This is a genomic window from Kitasatospora sp. NBC_01560, assembly GCF_045208415.1.
Classification (GTDB): domain Bacteria; phylum Actinomycetota; class Actinomycetes; order Streptomycetales; family Streptomycetaceae; genus Kitasatospora.
On sequence record NZ_CP109364.1, the window covers coordinates 1,634,221 to 1,648,941 of the forward strand.

General features: G+C 75.6%; 13 protein-coding genes and 1 pseudogene. 6 read left to right on the plus strand and 8 right to left on the minus strand.

Going from position 1 to position 14,721, the window contains the following annotated elements; all coding sequences use genetic code 11:
* Positions 1 to 96 precede the first annotated feature (96 nt).
* The 3 genes and pseudogenes from OH807_RS06630 to OH807_RS06640 form a co-directional block, all read right to left on the minus strand.
* Positions 97 to 297 (minus strand): annotated as a pseudogene (locus OH807_RS06630) (multidrug ABC transporter permease); the annotation flags it as partial.
* Positions 298 to 394: 97 nt separating this feature from the next.
* A complete protein-coding gene (locus tag OH807_RS06635; RefSeq protein ID WP_406210754.1) occupies positions 395 to 1,882 on the minus strand; it encodes a sensor histidine kinase in 1,488 nt (495 codons plus the stop codon).
* 29 nt (positions 1,883 to 1,911) lie between these two features.
* Positions 1,912 to 2,628: a response regulator transcription factor gene (locus OH807_RS06640; RefSeq protein ID WP_406195061.1), complete on the minus strand. Its 717-nt coding sequence runs from the start codon at positions 2,626 to 2,628 to the stop codon at positions 1,912 to 1,914.
* Positions 2,629 to 2,820: 192 nt separating this feature from the next.
* On the opposite strand from OH807_RS06640, the gene OH807_RS06645 reads away from it, so the two are divergent.
* The 3 genes from OH807_RS06645 to OH807_RS06655 all read left to right on the plus strand — a co-directional run bounded on the left by OH807_RS06645 (position 2,821) and on the right by OH807_RS06655 (position 5,712).
* On the plus strand, positions 2,821 to 4,263 hold the full coding sequence (locus tag OH807_RS06645) for a ferric reductase-like transmembrane domain-containing protein (RefSeq protein ID WP_406210757.1): 1,443 nt from the start codon (positions 2,821 to 2,823) through the stop codon (positions 4,261 to 4,263).
* Between the two features lie 144 nt (positions 4,264 to 4,407).
* A complete protein-coding gene (locus tag OH807_RS06650; RefSeq protein WP_406195064.1) occupies positions 4,408 to 4,908 on the plus strand; it encodes an FMN-binding protein in 501 nt (166 codons plus the stop codon).
* Positions 4,909 to 4,938: 30 nt separating this feature from the next.
* Positions 4,939 to 5,712, plus strand: coding sequence for an FAD:protein FMN transferase (locus OH807_RS06655; protein ID WP_406210760.1), 774 nt, complete (start codon positions 4,939 to 4,941; stop codon positions 5,710 to 5,712).
* 55 nt (positions 5,713 to 5,767) lie between these two features.
* Here OH807_RS06655 and OH807_RS06660 read toward each other — a convergent pair whose 3' ends face one another.
* Both OH807_RS06660 and OH807_RS06665 read right to left on the minus strand, forming a co-directional pair.
* On the minus strand, positions 5,768 to 6,973 hold the full coding sequence (locus OH807_RS06660) for a PAS domain-containing protein (protein ID WP_406195066.1): 1,206 nt from the start codon (positions 6,971 to 6,973) through the stop codon (positions 5,768 to 5,770).
* A gap of 180 nt (positions 6,974 to 7,153) precedes the next feature.
* A complete protein-coding gene (locus tag OH807_RS06665; protein WP_406195069.1) occupies positions 7,154 to 7,678 on the minus strand; it encodes a hypothetical protein in 525 nt (174 codons plus the stop codon).
* A 228-nt stretch (positions 7,679 to 7,906) separates the two neighbouring features.
* Between OH807_RS06665 and OH807_RS06670 the strand changes: the two genes are divergently transcribed.
* The 3 genes from OH807_RS06670 (at position 7,907) to pntB (ending at position 12,082) form a co-directional block, all read left to right on the plus strand.
* Complete coding sequence (locus tag OH807_RS06670) at positions 7,907 to 8,515, plus strand: hypothetical protein (protein WP_406195072.1); 609 nt, start codon at positions 7,907 to 7,909, stop codon at positions 8,513 to 8,515.
* 526 nt (positions 8,516 to 9,041) lie between these two features.
* Positions 9,042 to 10,610, plus strand: coding sequence for a Re/Si-specific NAD(P)(+) transhydrogenase subunit alpha (locus OH807_RS06675; protein WP_406195075.1), 1,569 nt, complete (start codon positions 9,042 to 9,044; stop codon positions 10,608 to 10,610).
* A 5-nt stretch (positions 10,611 to 10,615) separates the two neighbouring features.
* The gene (pntB, locus tag OH807_RS06680) at positions 10,616 to 12,082 is read left to right on the plus strand and encodes a Re/Si-specific NAD(P)(+) transhydrogenase subunit beta (RefSeq protein WP_406195079.1); all 1,467 of its coding nucleotides are present in this window, start codon (positions 10,616 to 10,618) and stop codon (positions 12,080 to 12,082) included.
* A 59-nt stretch (positions 12,083 to 12,141) separates the two neighbouring features.
* On the opposite strand, the gene OH807_RS06685 is transcribed toward pntB, so the two are convergent.
* From OH807_RS06685 to OH807_RS06695, 3 genes are read right to left on the minus strand one after another with little or no spacing between them, the layout of a single operon-like run.
* Complete coding sequence (locus tag OH807_RS06685; protein ID WP_406195082.1) at positions 12,142 to 13,029, minus strand: glycosyltransferase; 888 nt, start codon at positions 13,027 to 13,029, stop codon at positions 12,142 to 12,144.
* Positions 13,026 to 13,745: an HAD family hydrolase gene (locus OH807_RS06690; protein ID WP_406195085.1), complete on the minus strand. Its 720-nt coding sequence runs from the start codon at positions 13,743 to 13,745 to the stop codon at positions 13,026 to 13,028. Before OH807_RS06690 ends, OH807_RS06685 begins: the two co-directional genes overlap by 4 nt.
* Positions 13,742 to 14,632, minus strand: a complete 891-nt coding sequence (locus OH807_RS06695; protein WP_406195087.1) for a PfkB family carbohydrate kinase — start codon at positions 14,630 to 14,632, stop codon at positions 13,742 to 13,744. Before OH807_RS06695 ends, OH807_RS06690 begins: the two co-directional genes overlap by 4 nt.
* Between the last annotated feature and the right edge of the window lie 89 nt (positions 14,633 to 14,721).

The window sequence follows — 14,721 nt, forward strand, 5'->3', positions numbered from 1 at the left end:
ACCACGACCACGCCGCTGCACCGCCCGGAAACCCCGGACCGGTCCAGCGGCGTCGTGGCATTCCAGGAAGCGCACAAGCCCCGGGGGGCGCAGCCGTCAGCGCGCGAGGCGGCCGAGCAGCGACGAGGCCGCGGCGATGCCGAGGGCCGTCGCCAGGGCGAGGACCCCGAAGTCCAGCAGGAGGTGCGCGGGGGTGCCGATCAGCAGGCCGCGCAGTGCGTCGACCTCGTAGCTGAGCGGGTTGACCTTGCTGACCGCCTGGAGCCAGCCCGGCATCAGGGCCACCGGGTAGAGGGCGTACGGCGGCCGGGTCCGCCCCGGCACGGCAGGCGGCTGACCGGCGGACGCGGCAGGCAGCCGGCCGACCGACCGAACCGGCGGACGCGCCCGCCGGTCAGGCCGGGGGCGCGGCCGGGAGCCGGACCGCGAACACGGTGCGCCCCGGCCCGCTCAGCAGCTCCACCTCGCCGCCCTGCGCCCGGACGACCGCCCGCACGATCGACAGGCCGAGCCCGGTCGATCCGGTCGCGCGCGAGCGGGCCCGGTCGCCGCGGACGAAGCGCTCGAACACCCGCTCGGCCAACTCGGGTGCAATGCCCGGACCGTTGTCGGCGACGGTCATCAGGACCAGCTCTCCGGCGCACGCCAGACCGAGCTCGACCTCGGTCCCGGGCGGGGTGTGGCGGTGGGCGTTCGCCAGCAGATTGGCCGCCACCTGGCTCAGCCGGAGCGTGTCCCCGCGCACCAGCACGGGCTCCTCGGGCAGGGCGAGGCGCCAGCGGTGCTCCGGTCCGGCGGCCCTGGCGTCGGCCAGCGCGTCCAGCGCGATCCGGGTCAGATCGACCTCCTCGTCGAGCAGCGGGCGGCCGGCGTCCAGCCGCGCGAGCAGCAGCAGGTCCTCGACGATCGTGCCCATCCGGCCCGCCTCCGCACTGATCCGCTCCAGCGAGTGACGCACCGGCCCGGGCACCTCGCCGGGGTGCCGCAACGCCAGCTCCGCGTGGCCGCGAACCGCCGCGACGGGCGTCCGCAACTCGTGGCTGGCGTCGGCGGCGAACGCCCGCAACCGCTCCTCCACCGCGTGCCGCCGGGCCAGGGCGGCCCCCACGTGGTCGAGCATCCGGTTGAGGCCGGCGCCGACCCGGCCGACCTCGGTGCGCGGGTCGTCGTCCGGGACGCGGGCCGCCAGCGTGACGGCGCCGCTGGCCAGCGGCAGGGCGGCGACCTGCTCGGCCGTCCGCGCCACCCGGTCCAGCGGACGCAGTGACCAGCGGACCCAGAGCGCGCCGGCGACCCCCGCCCCGGCGGCGGCCAGCGCGAACACCGTGAGCTCCAGCGTCACCAGCCGGTCCACCGTGTCCTCGACCTGGCGCAGGGGCAGCCCGCTGACCAGCACGTCGCCGTCCCGGCCGGCCACCGCGCGCACCCGGTAGGGGCCGGTGGCGCCGCCCAGGTCGACGGTGCGGGCCGGCCCGCCGGCCGGGAGGGCGGCAAGAGCGCGCCGGCCGGCCGGCGACAGCGCCACCCGGTCGTCGTCATTGGGGTCGTCCGCGTCGTCGGCGTCGCCGTCGACCACGCCGGCCGCGGTCACCCGGCCGTCCAGCAGCCGGGCGCCGAAGGTACCGGGTGCCTGGGCCCGGGTGTCGCCGCCCTGCCCGCCGTGCTCCAGGCTGGCCGCGTACCGCCCGCCCGAATCGGCGAGCTGCTGGTCCAACCGGTCCACCAGGAAGTGGCGCAGCGCCGCCGTGGTGGCGAACCCGACGGCGGCGCAGGTCACCACCAGGAGCACCACCAGCCCAGCGATCAGCCGGGATCGAAGCGTCCGCGGCAGCACCCGCGGGCGCAGGGCCTGGCAACGCGGCAGCGACCGGCCGCGCAGCAGTCCGGCGGCCCGGCCGCGTGGTACGCCGGTCACGGGGCCGCCTTGATCAGGTAACCGGCCCCGCGGACGGTGTGGATCATCGGCGCCCGGCCGGCGTCCAGCTTCTTGCGCAGGTAGCTGATGTAGAGCTCGACGACGTGCGCCTGCCCGCCGAAGTCGTAGGACCAGACGGCGTCCAGGATCTGCGCCTTGCTCAGCACCTGGCGCGGGTGGTGCACCAGGTACGCGAGGAGCGCGTACTCGGTGGGGCTCAGCTCGACGGTGTCGCCGCCCCTGGTCACCTCGCGGGCCCGCTCGTCGAGGACGAGGTCGCCGAGCACCAGCGCGTGCGGGGGCGGGGCCTGCGCCGCCACCGGCGGTGCGGCGCGGCGCAGCAACCCGCGCAGCCGGACGACCACCTCGGCCAGGCTGAACGGTTTGGTCACGTAGTCGTCGCCGCCGGCGGCGATGCCCGCGATGCGGTCCTCGACGGCGTCCCGGGCGGTGAGGAACAGCACCCGGACTTCGGGCTGCTCCTGGTGGACGCGGCGCAGCACCTCCAGACCGTCGAGGTCCGGGAGCATCATGTCGAGCACGACGGCGTGCGGCTGCCAGGCCGCCGCCGCCCGGACGGCGGCGAGGCCACTCGTCTCGCCCAGGGCCTGCCAGCCCTCGTAGCGGAGCGCGCCGCAGACCACCTCGACCAGGTCGGGTTCGTCGTCCACCACGAGGATCCGCCAGGCGCACGGGTCGGCGGTGTCATCCATGGTGCTCCCTCGGCGTGCGACGCAGTCGTCGGCTTTCATTCTGGTCACACCACGGTGAGAAAGCCATGAGACCGAAGGCCCCGCCGGGATCCCCCTTTGGCCCGGCAGAACCGGCCCCGACCTGCACCGATGCCTGCCGCCGGGCGGTGGTGCCGGTGCCGCGTTCAGAGGTAACTGAGAGCTTGCAGTGCCATCGTGATCACCCCGGCGGGCAGCACCGCCGGAAGGAGGGAGACCCCGATGGCCGGCACCGCCCCGCCGCGCGCCGCACGCCCGACCCGGCGGGCGCTGCCACGCCGCCCCGCCACCCCACCGAACGCGCCGCCCGCGCCGGGCGGCCTGCGGGCCGCCGTGCCGGCCGCTGCCCTCGCGCTGATCGGCGCGGGCGCACTCGCCGTCCTCGCCCGGTGGTGGGCCGACACCGCCGCCGTGACCGGCGCGGCCGGCTGGCTCACCGGAGCGGGCCGGATCACCGGCCTGCTCGCCGGGTACGCGGCACCCGTGCTGCTCCTGCTGATGGCCCGGCTGCCGCCGCTGGAACGCGAGGTCGGCGCCGACCGCCTGGCCCGGTGGCACGCCTTCGGCGGCCGCTGGCTGGTGACCACGGTGACGGCGCACGTGCTCACGATCGTCTGGGGCTACGCCCTGACGGACGGCCGGGGCCTGCTCGGCGAGGGCGTGGAGATCGTGTTCCACTTCCCCGAGATGCTCAAGGCCGCGCTCGCCACCCTCCTGATGCTCGGCACCGGCGCGGTCTCCGCCCGGGCGGCACGCCGCCGGCTCTCCTACGAGACCTGGTACTACCTGCACCTGGCGACGTACCTGGCCGTCGCCCTCGCCTTCGGCCACCAACTGGCCACCGGTGCCGACCTCGGCGACGGCCCGGCCCGGCTCGCCTGGTACGCCCTCTACCTGGGCACGGCGGCCCTGCTCGGCTGGTACCGGCTGGTCCGGCCGTGGCTGCGCGACCGCCGCCACCGGCTCACCGTGGCCGAGGTCCGGCCCGAGGGCCCCGGCGTGGTGTCGCTCTTCCTGAGCGGCGAGCGGATCGACGAACTGCACGCCGAGCCGGGGCAGTTCTTCCGGCTCCAGTTCGACGCCCCCGGCCTGCGCTGGGCCGCCAACCCGTACTCGCTGTCCGCGCCGCCGCACCCGCGCTTCCTGCGGTTCACCGTCAAGGACCTCGGCCGGCACAGCGCGGCGGTGGCCACGCTGCGTCCGGGCACCCGCGTCCGCGCCGAGGGCCCGTACGGTGCCTTCACTGCGCGGACCCGGCGGCGCCGACGCGTGCTGCTGCTCGGGGCGGGGGTGGGGATCACCCCGCTGCGGGCCCTGTTCGAGACGATGCCGGGCGAGGTGACGCTGGTGCAGCGCGCCGGCCGGCCGGAGGACGTCCTCTTCCGCGCGGAGCTGGCGGAGGTCGCCCGGCGGCGCGGCGCGCGGGTGCACGAGCTGGTCGGCCCGCGGGCGCGGGTCGGGGACCTCGGCACCGCGCTCGCCCGGCTGGTGCCCGGGCTGGCCGAGCACGAGGTGTACGTCTGCGGCCCGGAGGCCATGGCCGAGGAGGCCGTCCGGTCGCTGCGGGCCGCCGGGGTCCGGCGGGGCCGGATCCACCGCGAGTCCTTCACCTTCTGACGCTTTCTGACGCCTTCCGGCGCCCAGTACCGGGCCCGGCCACCGAGCCCGGCCACCGGGCCGTTCGCCGTTCTGTTCACCGATCCGTTCGCCGTTCCGAGCCCCCGTCACCGGCACCCGTCCCGTTTCCCGAGGAGCATCCCCATGCGCCGAGCCGTCGTCAGCAGCGCCGCCACCACGGCCGGAATCATCCTGCTGCTCTCCCTGAAACCGCACCAGGCCGCCGGACCGGCCGCGGTCATCGGCTCGGGCGGGACCGACGCCGCCGGCACCGCGCCGGCGCCGTCGGACGCCTCCGCACCGTCCGGGGCGACAGCGCCGTCATCGACTGCCGGCACCGGTACCGGGGCCGGCGCCACTGCCGCCGGCCCGCGGACGGTCACCGGCACCGCGGCGAACACCCGCTACGGGCCGGTGCAGGTCCGGGTCACCCTCGCCGGCAGCCGGATCAGCGCCGTCGACGTGATCAAGTACCCGACGGAGGACCGCCGGGACCGGGAGATCAACAGCTCCGCGCTGCCGCTGCTCAACCAGGAGGCGATAGCCGCCCAGAGCGCCGCCATCGACGTGGTCAGCGGTGCGACCTTCACCAGCCAGGGCTACATCCGCTCCCTGCAGAGCGCCCTCGACCAGGCCGGGCGCTGAGCCGCCGTGCTCCGCCACGCCGAGCCCGTCATGGGCACCGTCTTCTCGATCGTGGTCCGCGATCCCGGACCGGACACCGCCGCGGCGCTCCGACGCGTCGCCGACCGGCTGCACCGCATCGACGCGGTGTTCTCCCCCTACCGCGCGGACAGCGCCATCAGCCGTCTGGACCGCGCCGAACTCCGCCCCGACGCCTGCGCCCCGGAGGTCCGCGCGGTGCTGGCGGCCTGCCGCGAGGTCGCCGCGGAGACCGACGGGTACTTCACCGACCGGCCCGACGGCCGCCTCGACCCCAGCGGCTGGGTCAAGGGCTGGGCGGTCGAGGAGGCGGCCCGGCTGCTCCGCGCCGCAGGCTCGACGGAGTTCTGCGTCAGCGGCGGCGGGGACGTGCAGACCTCGGGCGGCCCGTGGCGGATCGGCGTCGCCCACCCGCTGCGGGCCGGCCGGCTCGCCGCCGTCCTGGGCGGCAGCGGCCTCGCGGTCGCCACCTCCGGCACCGCCGAGCGCGGGGCGCACATCCGCGACCCGCACACCGGGCTCCCCGCGACCGGCCTGGCCTCGCTGACCCTGGTCACCGGCCCGGGCACCGGCCTCGCGCGCACCGATGCCTGGGCTACCGCCGCCTTCGCCATGGGCCCGGACCGCGCGCTCGCCTGGGTGTCCGGCCGGCCCGGCGTCGAGGCCCTCGCCGTCCTGCCCGACGGCACCAAGCGCTGGACCGACGGCCTGCCCCGTCACCTCCCGCCGAGCGGCCCGGCCGACTGGCACCGGGCACTCCCGGCCGGGGCGGACGGGCCGGTCTGACCGGGCGGACGGGTCGGCCTGACCGGGCGGCAGCGGGCCCGCGGACGGCGGGCGGTCAGGCCGGCGGGCCGGCTCGGTCCGGCGGCGCCGGGAGCGACTTTTCGGTCCAGAGGGTCTTGCCGTCGGCCGCGAAGCAGGTGCCCCAGAGCTGCGCGAGCCGGGAGACGATGAACAGCCCGCGCCCGCCCTCGTCGGCCGCGCGGGCGTGGCGCAGCAACGGCGCGGCCAGGCTGTGGTCGCGGACCTCGCAGGTGAGCGTCCGGTCGTGGATCAGCCGCAGGGTCAGCGGCGGCGCGCCGTGGCGGACGGCGTTGGTGACGAGCTCGCTGACGATGAGTTCGGTGTTGGAGGCCGTCTCCTCGTCCACCCCCCAGTCCCGCAGCCGGGCACGGACGTGGCGGCGCGCGACGGCGACCGCCGCGAGGTCGGCCTCCAGCGGCCAGGCGGCGACCCGGTCGGCGGGGAAGGCCCGGGTGCGGGCGAGCAGGAGCACCGCCCCGTCCGCCCGGCCGGCCGCCTGGTCCCGCCGGTAGACGATCTCGTCGCAGAGGTCCTGCAAGGGACCGGCGCCGCCGACCGGCGACTTCCGGAGGGCCGCCCGGAGCCCGGGCGGCGCGCCGTCCGGCGGCCCGGGCAGTGCATCGCCCCGCGGACCGGCCGGATCCCCGTCGGCGTCCGGGAGCCCGGCGAGGACCAGGACACCGCCCTCCGGGACCTCGGCGAAGGCGGGCACCAGGACGTCCGCCAGTTCCCGGCAGGTCACCACGGTGTCCAGGGTCCGGCCCACGCCCCGGTGGACGGCCTCCAGCAGCGCCAGGCCGCCGCGCGCCCGCTCACGGTCGGTGACGTCGACCGCCGCGACGGCCGGCCCGAGGGCCCGGCCCCGCCGGTCCGCCAGGCGGAAGGCCGAGATCGAGTGGAAGCGCTCGTCGTCCGGCTCCTCCGGCGGCCGGATCCGGACGATGCGGTCGAGGACGGGGAGGCCGGTCTCCAGCACCCCGCGGGCGAGGGCCTCCATGCCGTCCGGGTCGACCAGGCCGTACGCCTCGGTCAGGCGGCGCCCGAGGAGGTCCTGTGCGCGGACGCCGCGCATGGCGGGGGTGGCCGTGTTGATCCGGACCACCCGCAGCTCGGTGTCGAGGACGTGCAGGCCGACCGGTGAGACGGTGAGCAGGGCCTCCAGCAGGGCCTGCCCGGTCTCGCCCACCGGGACGGAGCCCCGGACCTGCTCGCCTCGCGCGTCCTGCTCGCCTCGCGTCACGGACGTCACCTCCCGGGGCCGGCCGGCCTGGGGCCCGCCGACCGCCGACCGCGTTCCCTCCCAGGTGGATCGCCTCCCCGGGAACTCCGCGACTCGCCGGGGCCGGGGCATGCCGGACGGGGCGTGCCCGCCCGGGCCGGGGAGGCGGGGCCCGGAGGATCGGCCGCGCGGGCGACGGGGTCAGTGCCCGAGCGCCGCCTTGGCCACGACGATCACCAGGCCGAACGCCAGGTTGGCCAGCCCCTCGACCGCCACCTGTCCCCGGCTCGCCCCGGCCCGGACCGCTCCCACGACCGCCCAGGCGACCTGCTGGGCGACGGCGACGCTCAGCGCCAGCCAGGCCGTCCCGGCGAGGTCCAGCCCCAGGAGCGGGCTGACCAGCACGGCGGCGGTCGGCAGCAGCGCTGCCTCCACGATCGACCACTCGTGCCGGGCGACGTGCCGGGCCTCCTGCCAGGTGATCGGCTGCCCGACCAGCCGCTCGCCGGCGAGCTGCGCGTACACGTGGGTGCCCCAGAACACCAGGCCGGTGACGATCAGCAGGACGGCGAGCTGGAGCCGCGGATACGTGGCGACGGCGCCGGCAGTCGCCACCACCGAGGCCGCGAGCAGGGAGCCGTAGACCGCGCCCGCGTAGTCCGTGCGCTCCGCCCCCGGCGGTCCTGCACTGTCCCCTTCCCGGGGCGGGACGGCTGGGCTGTTCATCCGCCCAAGCTAGGCGGCGCGCCCGTGGCCGACCGGTCAGCCGGGCCGGGCACCACGGCCGCCGTCCGCCGAATGGCCGGATTCTCCCTGCTCGACTTGTCGTGCATATGACAGTCTTCACCGCATCGCCGCAACCCGGCCGGACCCGTCGCCCCGCGACGGCCGGCCCGCTGCGGTGCTCTGCCGTCGGGGGCCGTCGAACGACCGTGCCGAAAGGACAGGTGTGCCATGAAGAGCCTCATCGACCGACTGTGGAGCGGGGCCGCGACGAGAGTCGTCCGCGGCCGGGTCGCCGCGATGGCGGGAGTGGTGGCGCTGCTCGCGTCCGTCCTCCTCGTCGGCGCCTCCGCCGCCACCGCCGGCGCCACGACCACCGAAGACCTCCGCTGGCCCGCCGGCCAGTGGTCCTGTTCGGGGGCACCCGTCCCCGCCGGCTGGGTCATCACCGGCCACAACACCGGCGGCTGCAACGGCGCCGGCTCCTGGTACCAGCAGCCCGTCCAGGACGGGATCTGGACGTGCTCCGGCTCGCCGATCGTGACCGGGTACGTCATCACCAACTACGACAGCCGGGGCTGCGACGGCCTCGGCGGCTGGTACCACCAGATCGTCCACAACAACATGTGGACGTGCTCGGGCTCGCCGATCGTCGCCGGGTACGTGGCGACCAGGCACACCATCGCCGGCTGCAACGGCATCGGCAGCTGGCTGCACGAACAGATCTACCCCGGCATCTGGGCCTGCTCCGGATCGCCCATCCCGCCCGGCTACCGCATCACCGTCTTCAGCTCCTACGCCTGCGACTTCGTCGGCGCGTGGCAGATGGCCCGCACCTGACCCCTGCCCACCCGACCCGCCCGCCCGGGCCGGAGGCACCGCACCCCGCGGCGCCTCCGGCCCCGGTGGTTCCCGGGGCCCGGCCGGCCGGCCGACGGCACCGGCACCGGCACCGGCACCGGCACCGGCACCGGCACCGGCACGACGAGCCAGTACGGCGAACGAACGATGCGGACGAACACGGTGCACCCACCAGGAGCACGAACACGGTGCACGAACACGGTGCACGAACGGCGTGTACGGACGGAGCGCACGGGCAGGGTGCAGGGGCAGGACGCAAGTTCAGGGTGCAGGCCGGGGCGGGGCACGGGGGCGAGGCACGGGGTCGGGGCGCGAGGTCCGGAGGCAGGACCGGGGTGCCCTTCCCCGCGTCCGCCCGTCCCCTCACTCCGTGAGGCTAATCACTGGCTCGCGGTGTCGGCCCGGAGGTGGGGGGAGGTGTACGTTCCTGCGACCAGCGGGTGAAGCACGCCCCGCTGCCGCAGATGCCCGGTCAGCAGCGCCTCCGACGAGAGAGACACCAGACATGTCTGCACAGGTCCCCACCCACCACCCGCCCCAGCGCATCGGCGTGGTCGCCGAGTCGACCGCCGGGGAGACCCGGGTCGCCGCGACTCCCGCCACGGTGCGGCAGTTGCTCGGCCTCGGCTACCGGGTCGTCGTCGAGTCGGAGGCCGGCACGGCCTCCGGATTCACCGACGCGGCCTACACCGAGGCCGGCGCGGACATCGGCGACGCCTGGGCGGCCGAGGTGGTCCTCAAGGTCAACGCACCGTCGCACGACGAGATCGCCCGGCTGCGCGCGGACGCCACCGTCGTCGGCCTGCTCGCGCCGGCGCAGCACCCCGAGCTGGTGCAGGAGTTGTCCGCACGCGGCGTCACGGCGCTCGCGCTGGACGGCGTCCCGCGGATCTCGCGGGCGCAGTCGATGGACGTGCTCAGCTCGATGGCGAACATCGCGGGGTACCGGGCGGTGATCGAGGCGGCCCACGTGTTCGGGCGGTTCTTCACCGGCCAGGTCACCGCCGCGGGCAAGGTGCCGCCGGCGAAGGTGCTCGTGGCGGGCGCCGGCGTCGCCGGTCTCGCCGCCATCGGTGCGGCGACCAGCCTGGGCGCGATCGTCCGGGCCACCGATCCGCGGCCCGAGGTCGCGGACCAGGTCCGCTCGCTGGGCGGCGAGTACCTGGCGGTGGACGTCGTGCAGGAGGCGAGCACCGACGGCTACGCCAAGGCGACCTCCGCCGACTACGACCGCGCCGCCGCCGCGCTGTACCACCGGCAGGCCGCGGACGTGGACATCATCGTCACCACGGCGCTGATCCCCGGCCGGACCGCGCCGCGGCTGGTCACGGCCGCGGACGTGGCGGCGATGAAGCCGGGCAGTGTCATCGTCGACATGGCCGCCGCCCAGGGCGGCAACGTCGAGGGCACCGTGGCCGGCCGGGCCGTGGTGACCGAGAACGGCGTCACCATCATCGGCTACACGGATCTGGCGGGCCGGCTGGCCACCCAGGCCTCGCAGCTGTTCGGCACCAACCTGGTGAACCTGTTGAAGCTGCTGACCCCCGGCGGGGACGGCCGGCTCGTCATCGACTTCGACGACGTCGTCCAGCGGGCCGTGACGGTCGTCCGGGCCGGTGAGGTGACCTGGCCACCACCGCCGGTGGCCGTGTCGGCGGCGCCGGCCGCGCCGCCCGCGGCCCCGGTCGCACCGGTGGCGGCGACGCCGTCCCGGCTCACCCCCGCGGTGCGGTTCGGCCTGATCGGCCTGGGGATGCTGGCGCTCTTCCTGCTGATCGCCTTCGCGCCGACCCAACTGGCCGAGAACTTCACGGTGTTCGCGCTCGCCGTGGTGATCGGCTACTACGTCATCGGCAAGGTGCACCACGCCCTGCACACCCCGCTGATGTCGGTGACCAACGCCGTCTCCGGGATCGTGGTGATCGGTGCCCTGTTGCAGATCGGGCACGGGAGCTGGGTGGTGACCACGCTGTCGTTCGTGGCGATCCTGCTGACCAGCGTGAACATCTTCGGAGGCTTCGCCGTGACCCGCCGCATGCTGAGCATGTTCTCGACTGCCCCCGAAAGGCGCTGAGCCCGATGACTTCCACGACGGCATCCCACGCCGCGGACCTCGTCGCCGCCCTGTTGTTCATCCTCAGCCTGGCCGGGCTGTCCCAGCACCGGACGTCACGCGCGGGCGTCGTCTACGGCATCGCCGGCATGGCGCTGGCCCTGGTCGCCACCGTCGTCCTGGCGGCGCAGAGCATCACCGCCGGCGCCGTCCTGCTGATCGTCCTCGCGATGGTGCTCGGCGGTGCGGCGGGCCTCTGGCAGGCCCGCCGGGTCGAGATGACGCAGATGCCCGAACTCATCGCCGTCCTGCACAGTTTCGTCGGTCTCGCCGCCGTCCTGGTCGGCTGGAACAGCTACCTGGAGGTCGAGGCCCACGGCGCGGCGCAGACGGTGGTCTCCGGCGACCTGCTGGGCATCCACCACGCCGAGGTCTTCATCGGCATCTTCATCGGCGGGGTCACCTTCACCGGCTCCATCGTGGCCTACCTCAAGCTGTCCGCCCGGATCGCCTCGCGCCCGCTGACGCTGCCCGGCAAGAACGGCCTCAACCTGGGGGCGCTGGCGGCGTTCGCGGGGCTGACCGTCTGGTTCACCGTCAGCCCGCAGCTGGGGCTGATGATCGCGGTGACCGTCCTGGCGCTCGTCCTCGGCTGGCACCTGGTCGCCTCGATCGGCGGCGGTGACATGCCCGTCGTCGTCTCCATGCTGAACAGCTACTCGGGCTGGGCCGCGGCCGCCGCCGGGTTCCTGCTCAACAACAACCTGCTCATCGTCACCGGCGCGCTGGTCGGCTCCTCCGGCGCCTACCTGTCGTACATCATGTGCCGGGCGATGAACCGCTCGTTCGTCTCGGTCATCGCCGGCGGCTTCGGCATCGAGGCCCCGTCGGGCGGCGACGCCGAACAGGGGGAACACCGCGAGATCCGCGCGGAGGAGACGGCCGGCCTGCTCGCGCAGGCCCAGTCCGTGATCATCACCCCCGGCTACGGGATGGCGGTGGCCCAGGCCCAGCACCCCGTGGCGGAGCTGACGCGGCGGCTGCGCGAGCGCGGCGTCGAAGTCCGCTTCGGCGTGCACCCGGTGGCCGGCCGCCTGCCCGGGCACATGAACGTGCTGCTGGCCGAGGCCAAGGTGCCGTACGACATCGTCCTGGAGATGGACGAGATCAACGAGGACTTCGCCAAGACCTCCGTCGTCCTCGTCATCGGCGCCAACGACACCGTCAACCCGGCCGCCATGGACGACCCGTCCAGCCCGATCGCCGGGATGCCGGTCCTGCGGGTGTGGGAGGCGGAGCAGGTGATCGTCTTCAAGCGGTCGATGGCCTCCGGCTACGCGGGGGTGCAGAACCCGCTGTTCTTCCGCGAGAACAGCAGCATGCTCTTCGGGGACGCCAAGCAGAGCGTGGACGCGATCCTGCAGGCCCTCCCCGGCGAGGACCGGGACACCGCCCCCGCCCGGGCCGTCCGCCAGCCGACCGCGGCCGGTTAGGTGGGCGCCGGGGGTGGGCCGCCCGGGCACCCGGGCCCGGGCGGCCCACCCCCGGCGGCCTACAGGTACCACCGCCGGTGCCCGACGCTGCCGGCCATCCGGCCGGCCCGCAGGGAGAGTTGGGCCAGCCAGGCCGCGCGGCCGTCCGCACGGCCGGCCAGGTCGGGCAGGTGTGCCAGCATCCGGCACCAGGCCCGGGCAGCGTCGCCCGGGCGCGAGGCGGGCATGCCGTGGCCGGCGAAGTCCCGGTAGAGCTTGGGGTGCGAGCGGCCGTAGCGGTAGAGCTGGCGTGCGATGGCCGGGGCGTCACCGCGGAGCCGGTAGTGCACGACGGCGTCGGGCGAGAAGGCCAGCCGGTACCCGGCCAGTTGGGCACGCCAGAAGAACTCGACATCGTCACCGCCGTAGCGGTAGCTCTCGTCGAAGCCGCCCAGGCGGGCCCACAGCTCCTTGTGGAATCCGCAGTTGGCACCCGCCGGGTAGGGCAGGAAGCCGAAGGTGTCGAGCAGGGCGTCGGCCTCCTTCGGCGGGCGCGCGGCGAGGGCCACCCGCGTGTTGAGCAGGCGGCGTTCGAGCGCTCCTCCGACGGCCGGGCTGGTCCGCAGCGCGTCGACCAGGGCGGCCATCCACCCGGGGGCCACCACGTCGTCCGCGTCGCAGCAGAGCACGAACTCGCCCCGCGCGCACCGGCAACCGATGTTGCGCGCACCGTTGACGCCGCAGGCCCCGGCGACGTCGACCACCCTGAGCTGGGGCATCCGCCGCTGCCAGGACCGCAGGAGCGCGGGGGTGCCGTCACTCGATCCGTTCTCCACGACGACGAGCTCCCACTGGTCCGGATAGGTCTGCCGGCGCAGGGCCTCCAGCTGCGCGGCCAGCGTCGGCTCGGCGTTCCGCGCAGGCATGACGACCGAGACCAGGCCCACCCGGGGAGCGCTCCCGTTCATCGCCCGCTCCGCGCGGCCGGGGTCGGGGTCGGTGCGCGGACGGCGCGGATCACCGCGGCGGTGTCGCGCAGATCCGCCAGGACCGCATCGGCCCCGGCCGCTCGCAACGCTTCGGCACTGCTCGCGCCCGAGGCCACGGCGACCACCCGCGACCCACCGACGACGCCCGCGCGCACGTCCTGCGGAGTGTCGCCGATCAGGACGGTGCGGCCGGAGTCGAAGTGGCGCCCGTGCACGGCCGCCGCGCGCCGCCGGGCCACCGGGAGCAGCGCGGCCCGCTCGCGTGCGTCGTCGCCGTACGCGCCGGCCCCGAGGTCCACGAACTCCGCCAACCCGAACAGCCGTAGTTTCAGGGCGGCGTTGGCCCGGAGGTTCCCGGTCAGCACGGACTGGGTCACGTCGGGCCGGGCCCGCAGCGCCCGCAGGGCCTCGACCGCCCCGGGGAGGATCCGTCCGGCCGTCCGGAGCTCGGTGGCCAGCCGGCGCAGTTGCGCGGCCAGCTCGGCGGCGACCCGGCCCGGTTCGACCGCGTCGACACCGTGCCGGGCGAACAGCTCGTCCATCACGTCCAGTTCGGTGCGGCCCGCGGTCGCGACCCGATGGCGGGCCGGCCTCCCGGTGAGCCGTTCGAACACGAGCGGGTAGACGGTCTCGCCGACGGCGCCGTCGTCGATCAGCGTGCCGTCGATGTCCCACAGGAGGAGGATCCGCCTCATGTCCCGGCCGCCCGTCGCGGTGGCGTGGGCCCGGCCGCGAACGGGCCCCGCCGCGCGGTGGAGGCCGCACCGTGCCTGGCGGCGAGGTCCAGTGCCGCGGCCGCGGCCGAGCCGGTGGCGAGCGCGTACGTGAGGACGGCCGCGAAGTTGTCCCCCACCCCGTAGGTGTCCACCAGGGGGCCGGGGGCGCGGGCGGGCCGGTAGCGCCGAGGGGGCCGGCCGCCGCAGCTGAACACGCCGCCGTGACGGCCTTCGGTGCTGACCACCAGATCCGGTGGCCTGCTCAGCAGCGCCGGATCGCAGCGCTCGGCCGGGTCGCAGCCGCTGCCCACCATCGCGTCGACCCTGACACCGGACTCCCGCACGGTGGTGAACTCACGCGCCGTCACCACGAGCACCCTGGCCCGGCGGGCCCGGCGCAGCAGGGCGGCGTCCCCGGCGGTGAAGAACACCGCGTCGAAGGAGGCCAGTTCCCCCCAGTCGACCGGATCGGCCGCGGCGGGTTGCAGGCGTTCGCCCAGGGTGATCGTGGTGCGCTCGCCGGACCGGTCGACCATGCTCACCGCCGCGCGGGTGGGACCGGCCCGGGAGGCGGCGAGCACCCGGACGCCGCGGTGCTCCAGCTCCGTGCGCGAGCGCCGCCCGGCGTGGTCGTCGCCGAGGGCGGTGAAGAAGGTGCAACCGCCGGTCAGTTCGGCCAGCCGGACGGCGGCGACCGCGCCACCGCCGGCGGGGCCGCGCCAGAGGCGCTCCGCGTGGATCACCTCACCGGCGCTGGGCACTTGGTCGAGGCCTGCGATCGTCGTCCACTCGACGTGTCCCACCACGGCCACCCGCGGCCTGCCCGCGGGAGCCGCCGCACCGGCGGGGCGGATGTCTTCGTCCATGGCTCCTCGGCTTTCGGGCCGGCCCTTCGCCGGCGCCGCCCCAAGTCGATCACCGTCCGTCCGTCCGCGCCGCGCGGCCTACTCCGGTC

Excerpts from the sequence above, each read along its gene's own strand:
- OH807_RS06640 (WP_406195061.1), bottom strand. The coding sequence starts at position 2,628 with ATGGATGACACCGCCGACCCGTGCGCCTGGCGGATCCTCGTGGTGGAC.
- OH807_RS06650 (WP_406195064.1), top strand. The coding sequence starts at position 4,408 with ATGCGCCGAGCCGTCGTCAGCAGCGCCGCCACCACGGCCGGAATCATC.
- OH807_RS06655 (WP_406210760.1), top strand. The coding sequence starts at position 4,939 with ATGGGCACCGTCTTCTCGATCGTGGTCCGCGATCCCGGACCGGACACC.
- OH807_RS06665 (WP_406195069.1), bottom strand. The coding sequence starts at position 7,678 with ATGAACAGCCCAGCCGTCCCGCCCCGGGAAGGGGACAGTGCAGGACCG.
- OH807_RS06670 (WP_406195072.1), top strand. The coding sequence starts at position 7,907 with ATGAAGAGCCTCATCGACCGACTGTGGAGCGGGGCCGCGACGAGAGTC.
- OH807_RS06675 (WP_406195075.1), top strand. The coding sequence starts at position 9,042 with ATGTCTGCACAGGTCCCCACCCACCACCCGCCCCAGCGCATCGGCGTG.
- pntB (WP_406195079.1), top strand. The coding sequence starts at position 10,616 with ATGACTTCCACGACGGCATCCCACGCCGCGGACCTCGTCGCCGCCCTG.
- OH807_RS06685 (WP_406195082.1), bottom strand. The coding sequence starts at position 13,029 with ATGAACGGGAGCGCTCCCCGGGTGGGCCTGGTCTCGGTCGTCATGCCT.
- OH807_RS06690 (WP_406195085.1), bottom strand. The coding sequence starts at position 13,745 with ATGAGGCGGATCCTCCTCCTGTGGGACATCGACGGCACGCTGATCGAC.
- OH807_RS06695 (WP_406195087.1), bottom strand. The coding sequence starts at position 14,632 with ATGGACGAAGACATCCGCCCCGCCGGTGCGGCGGCTCCCGCGGGCAGG.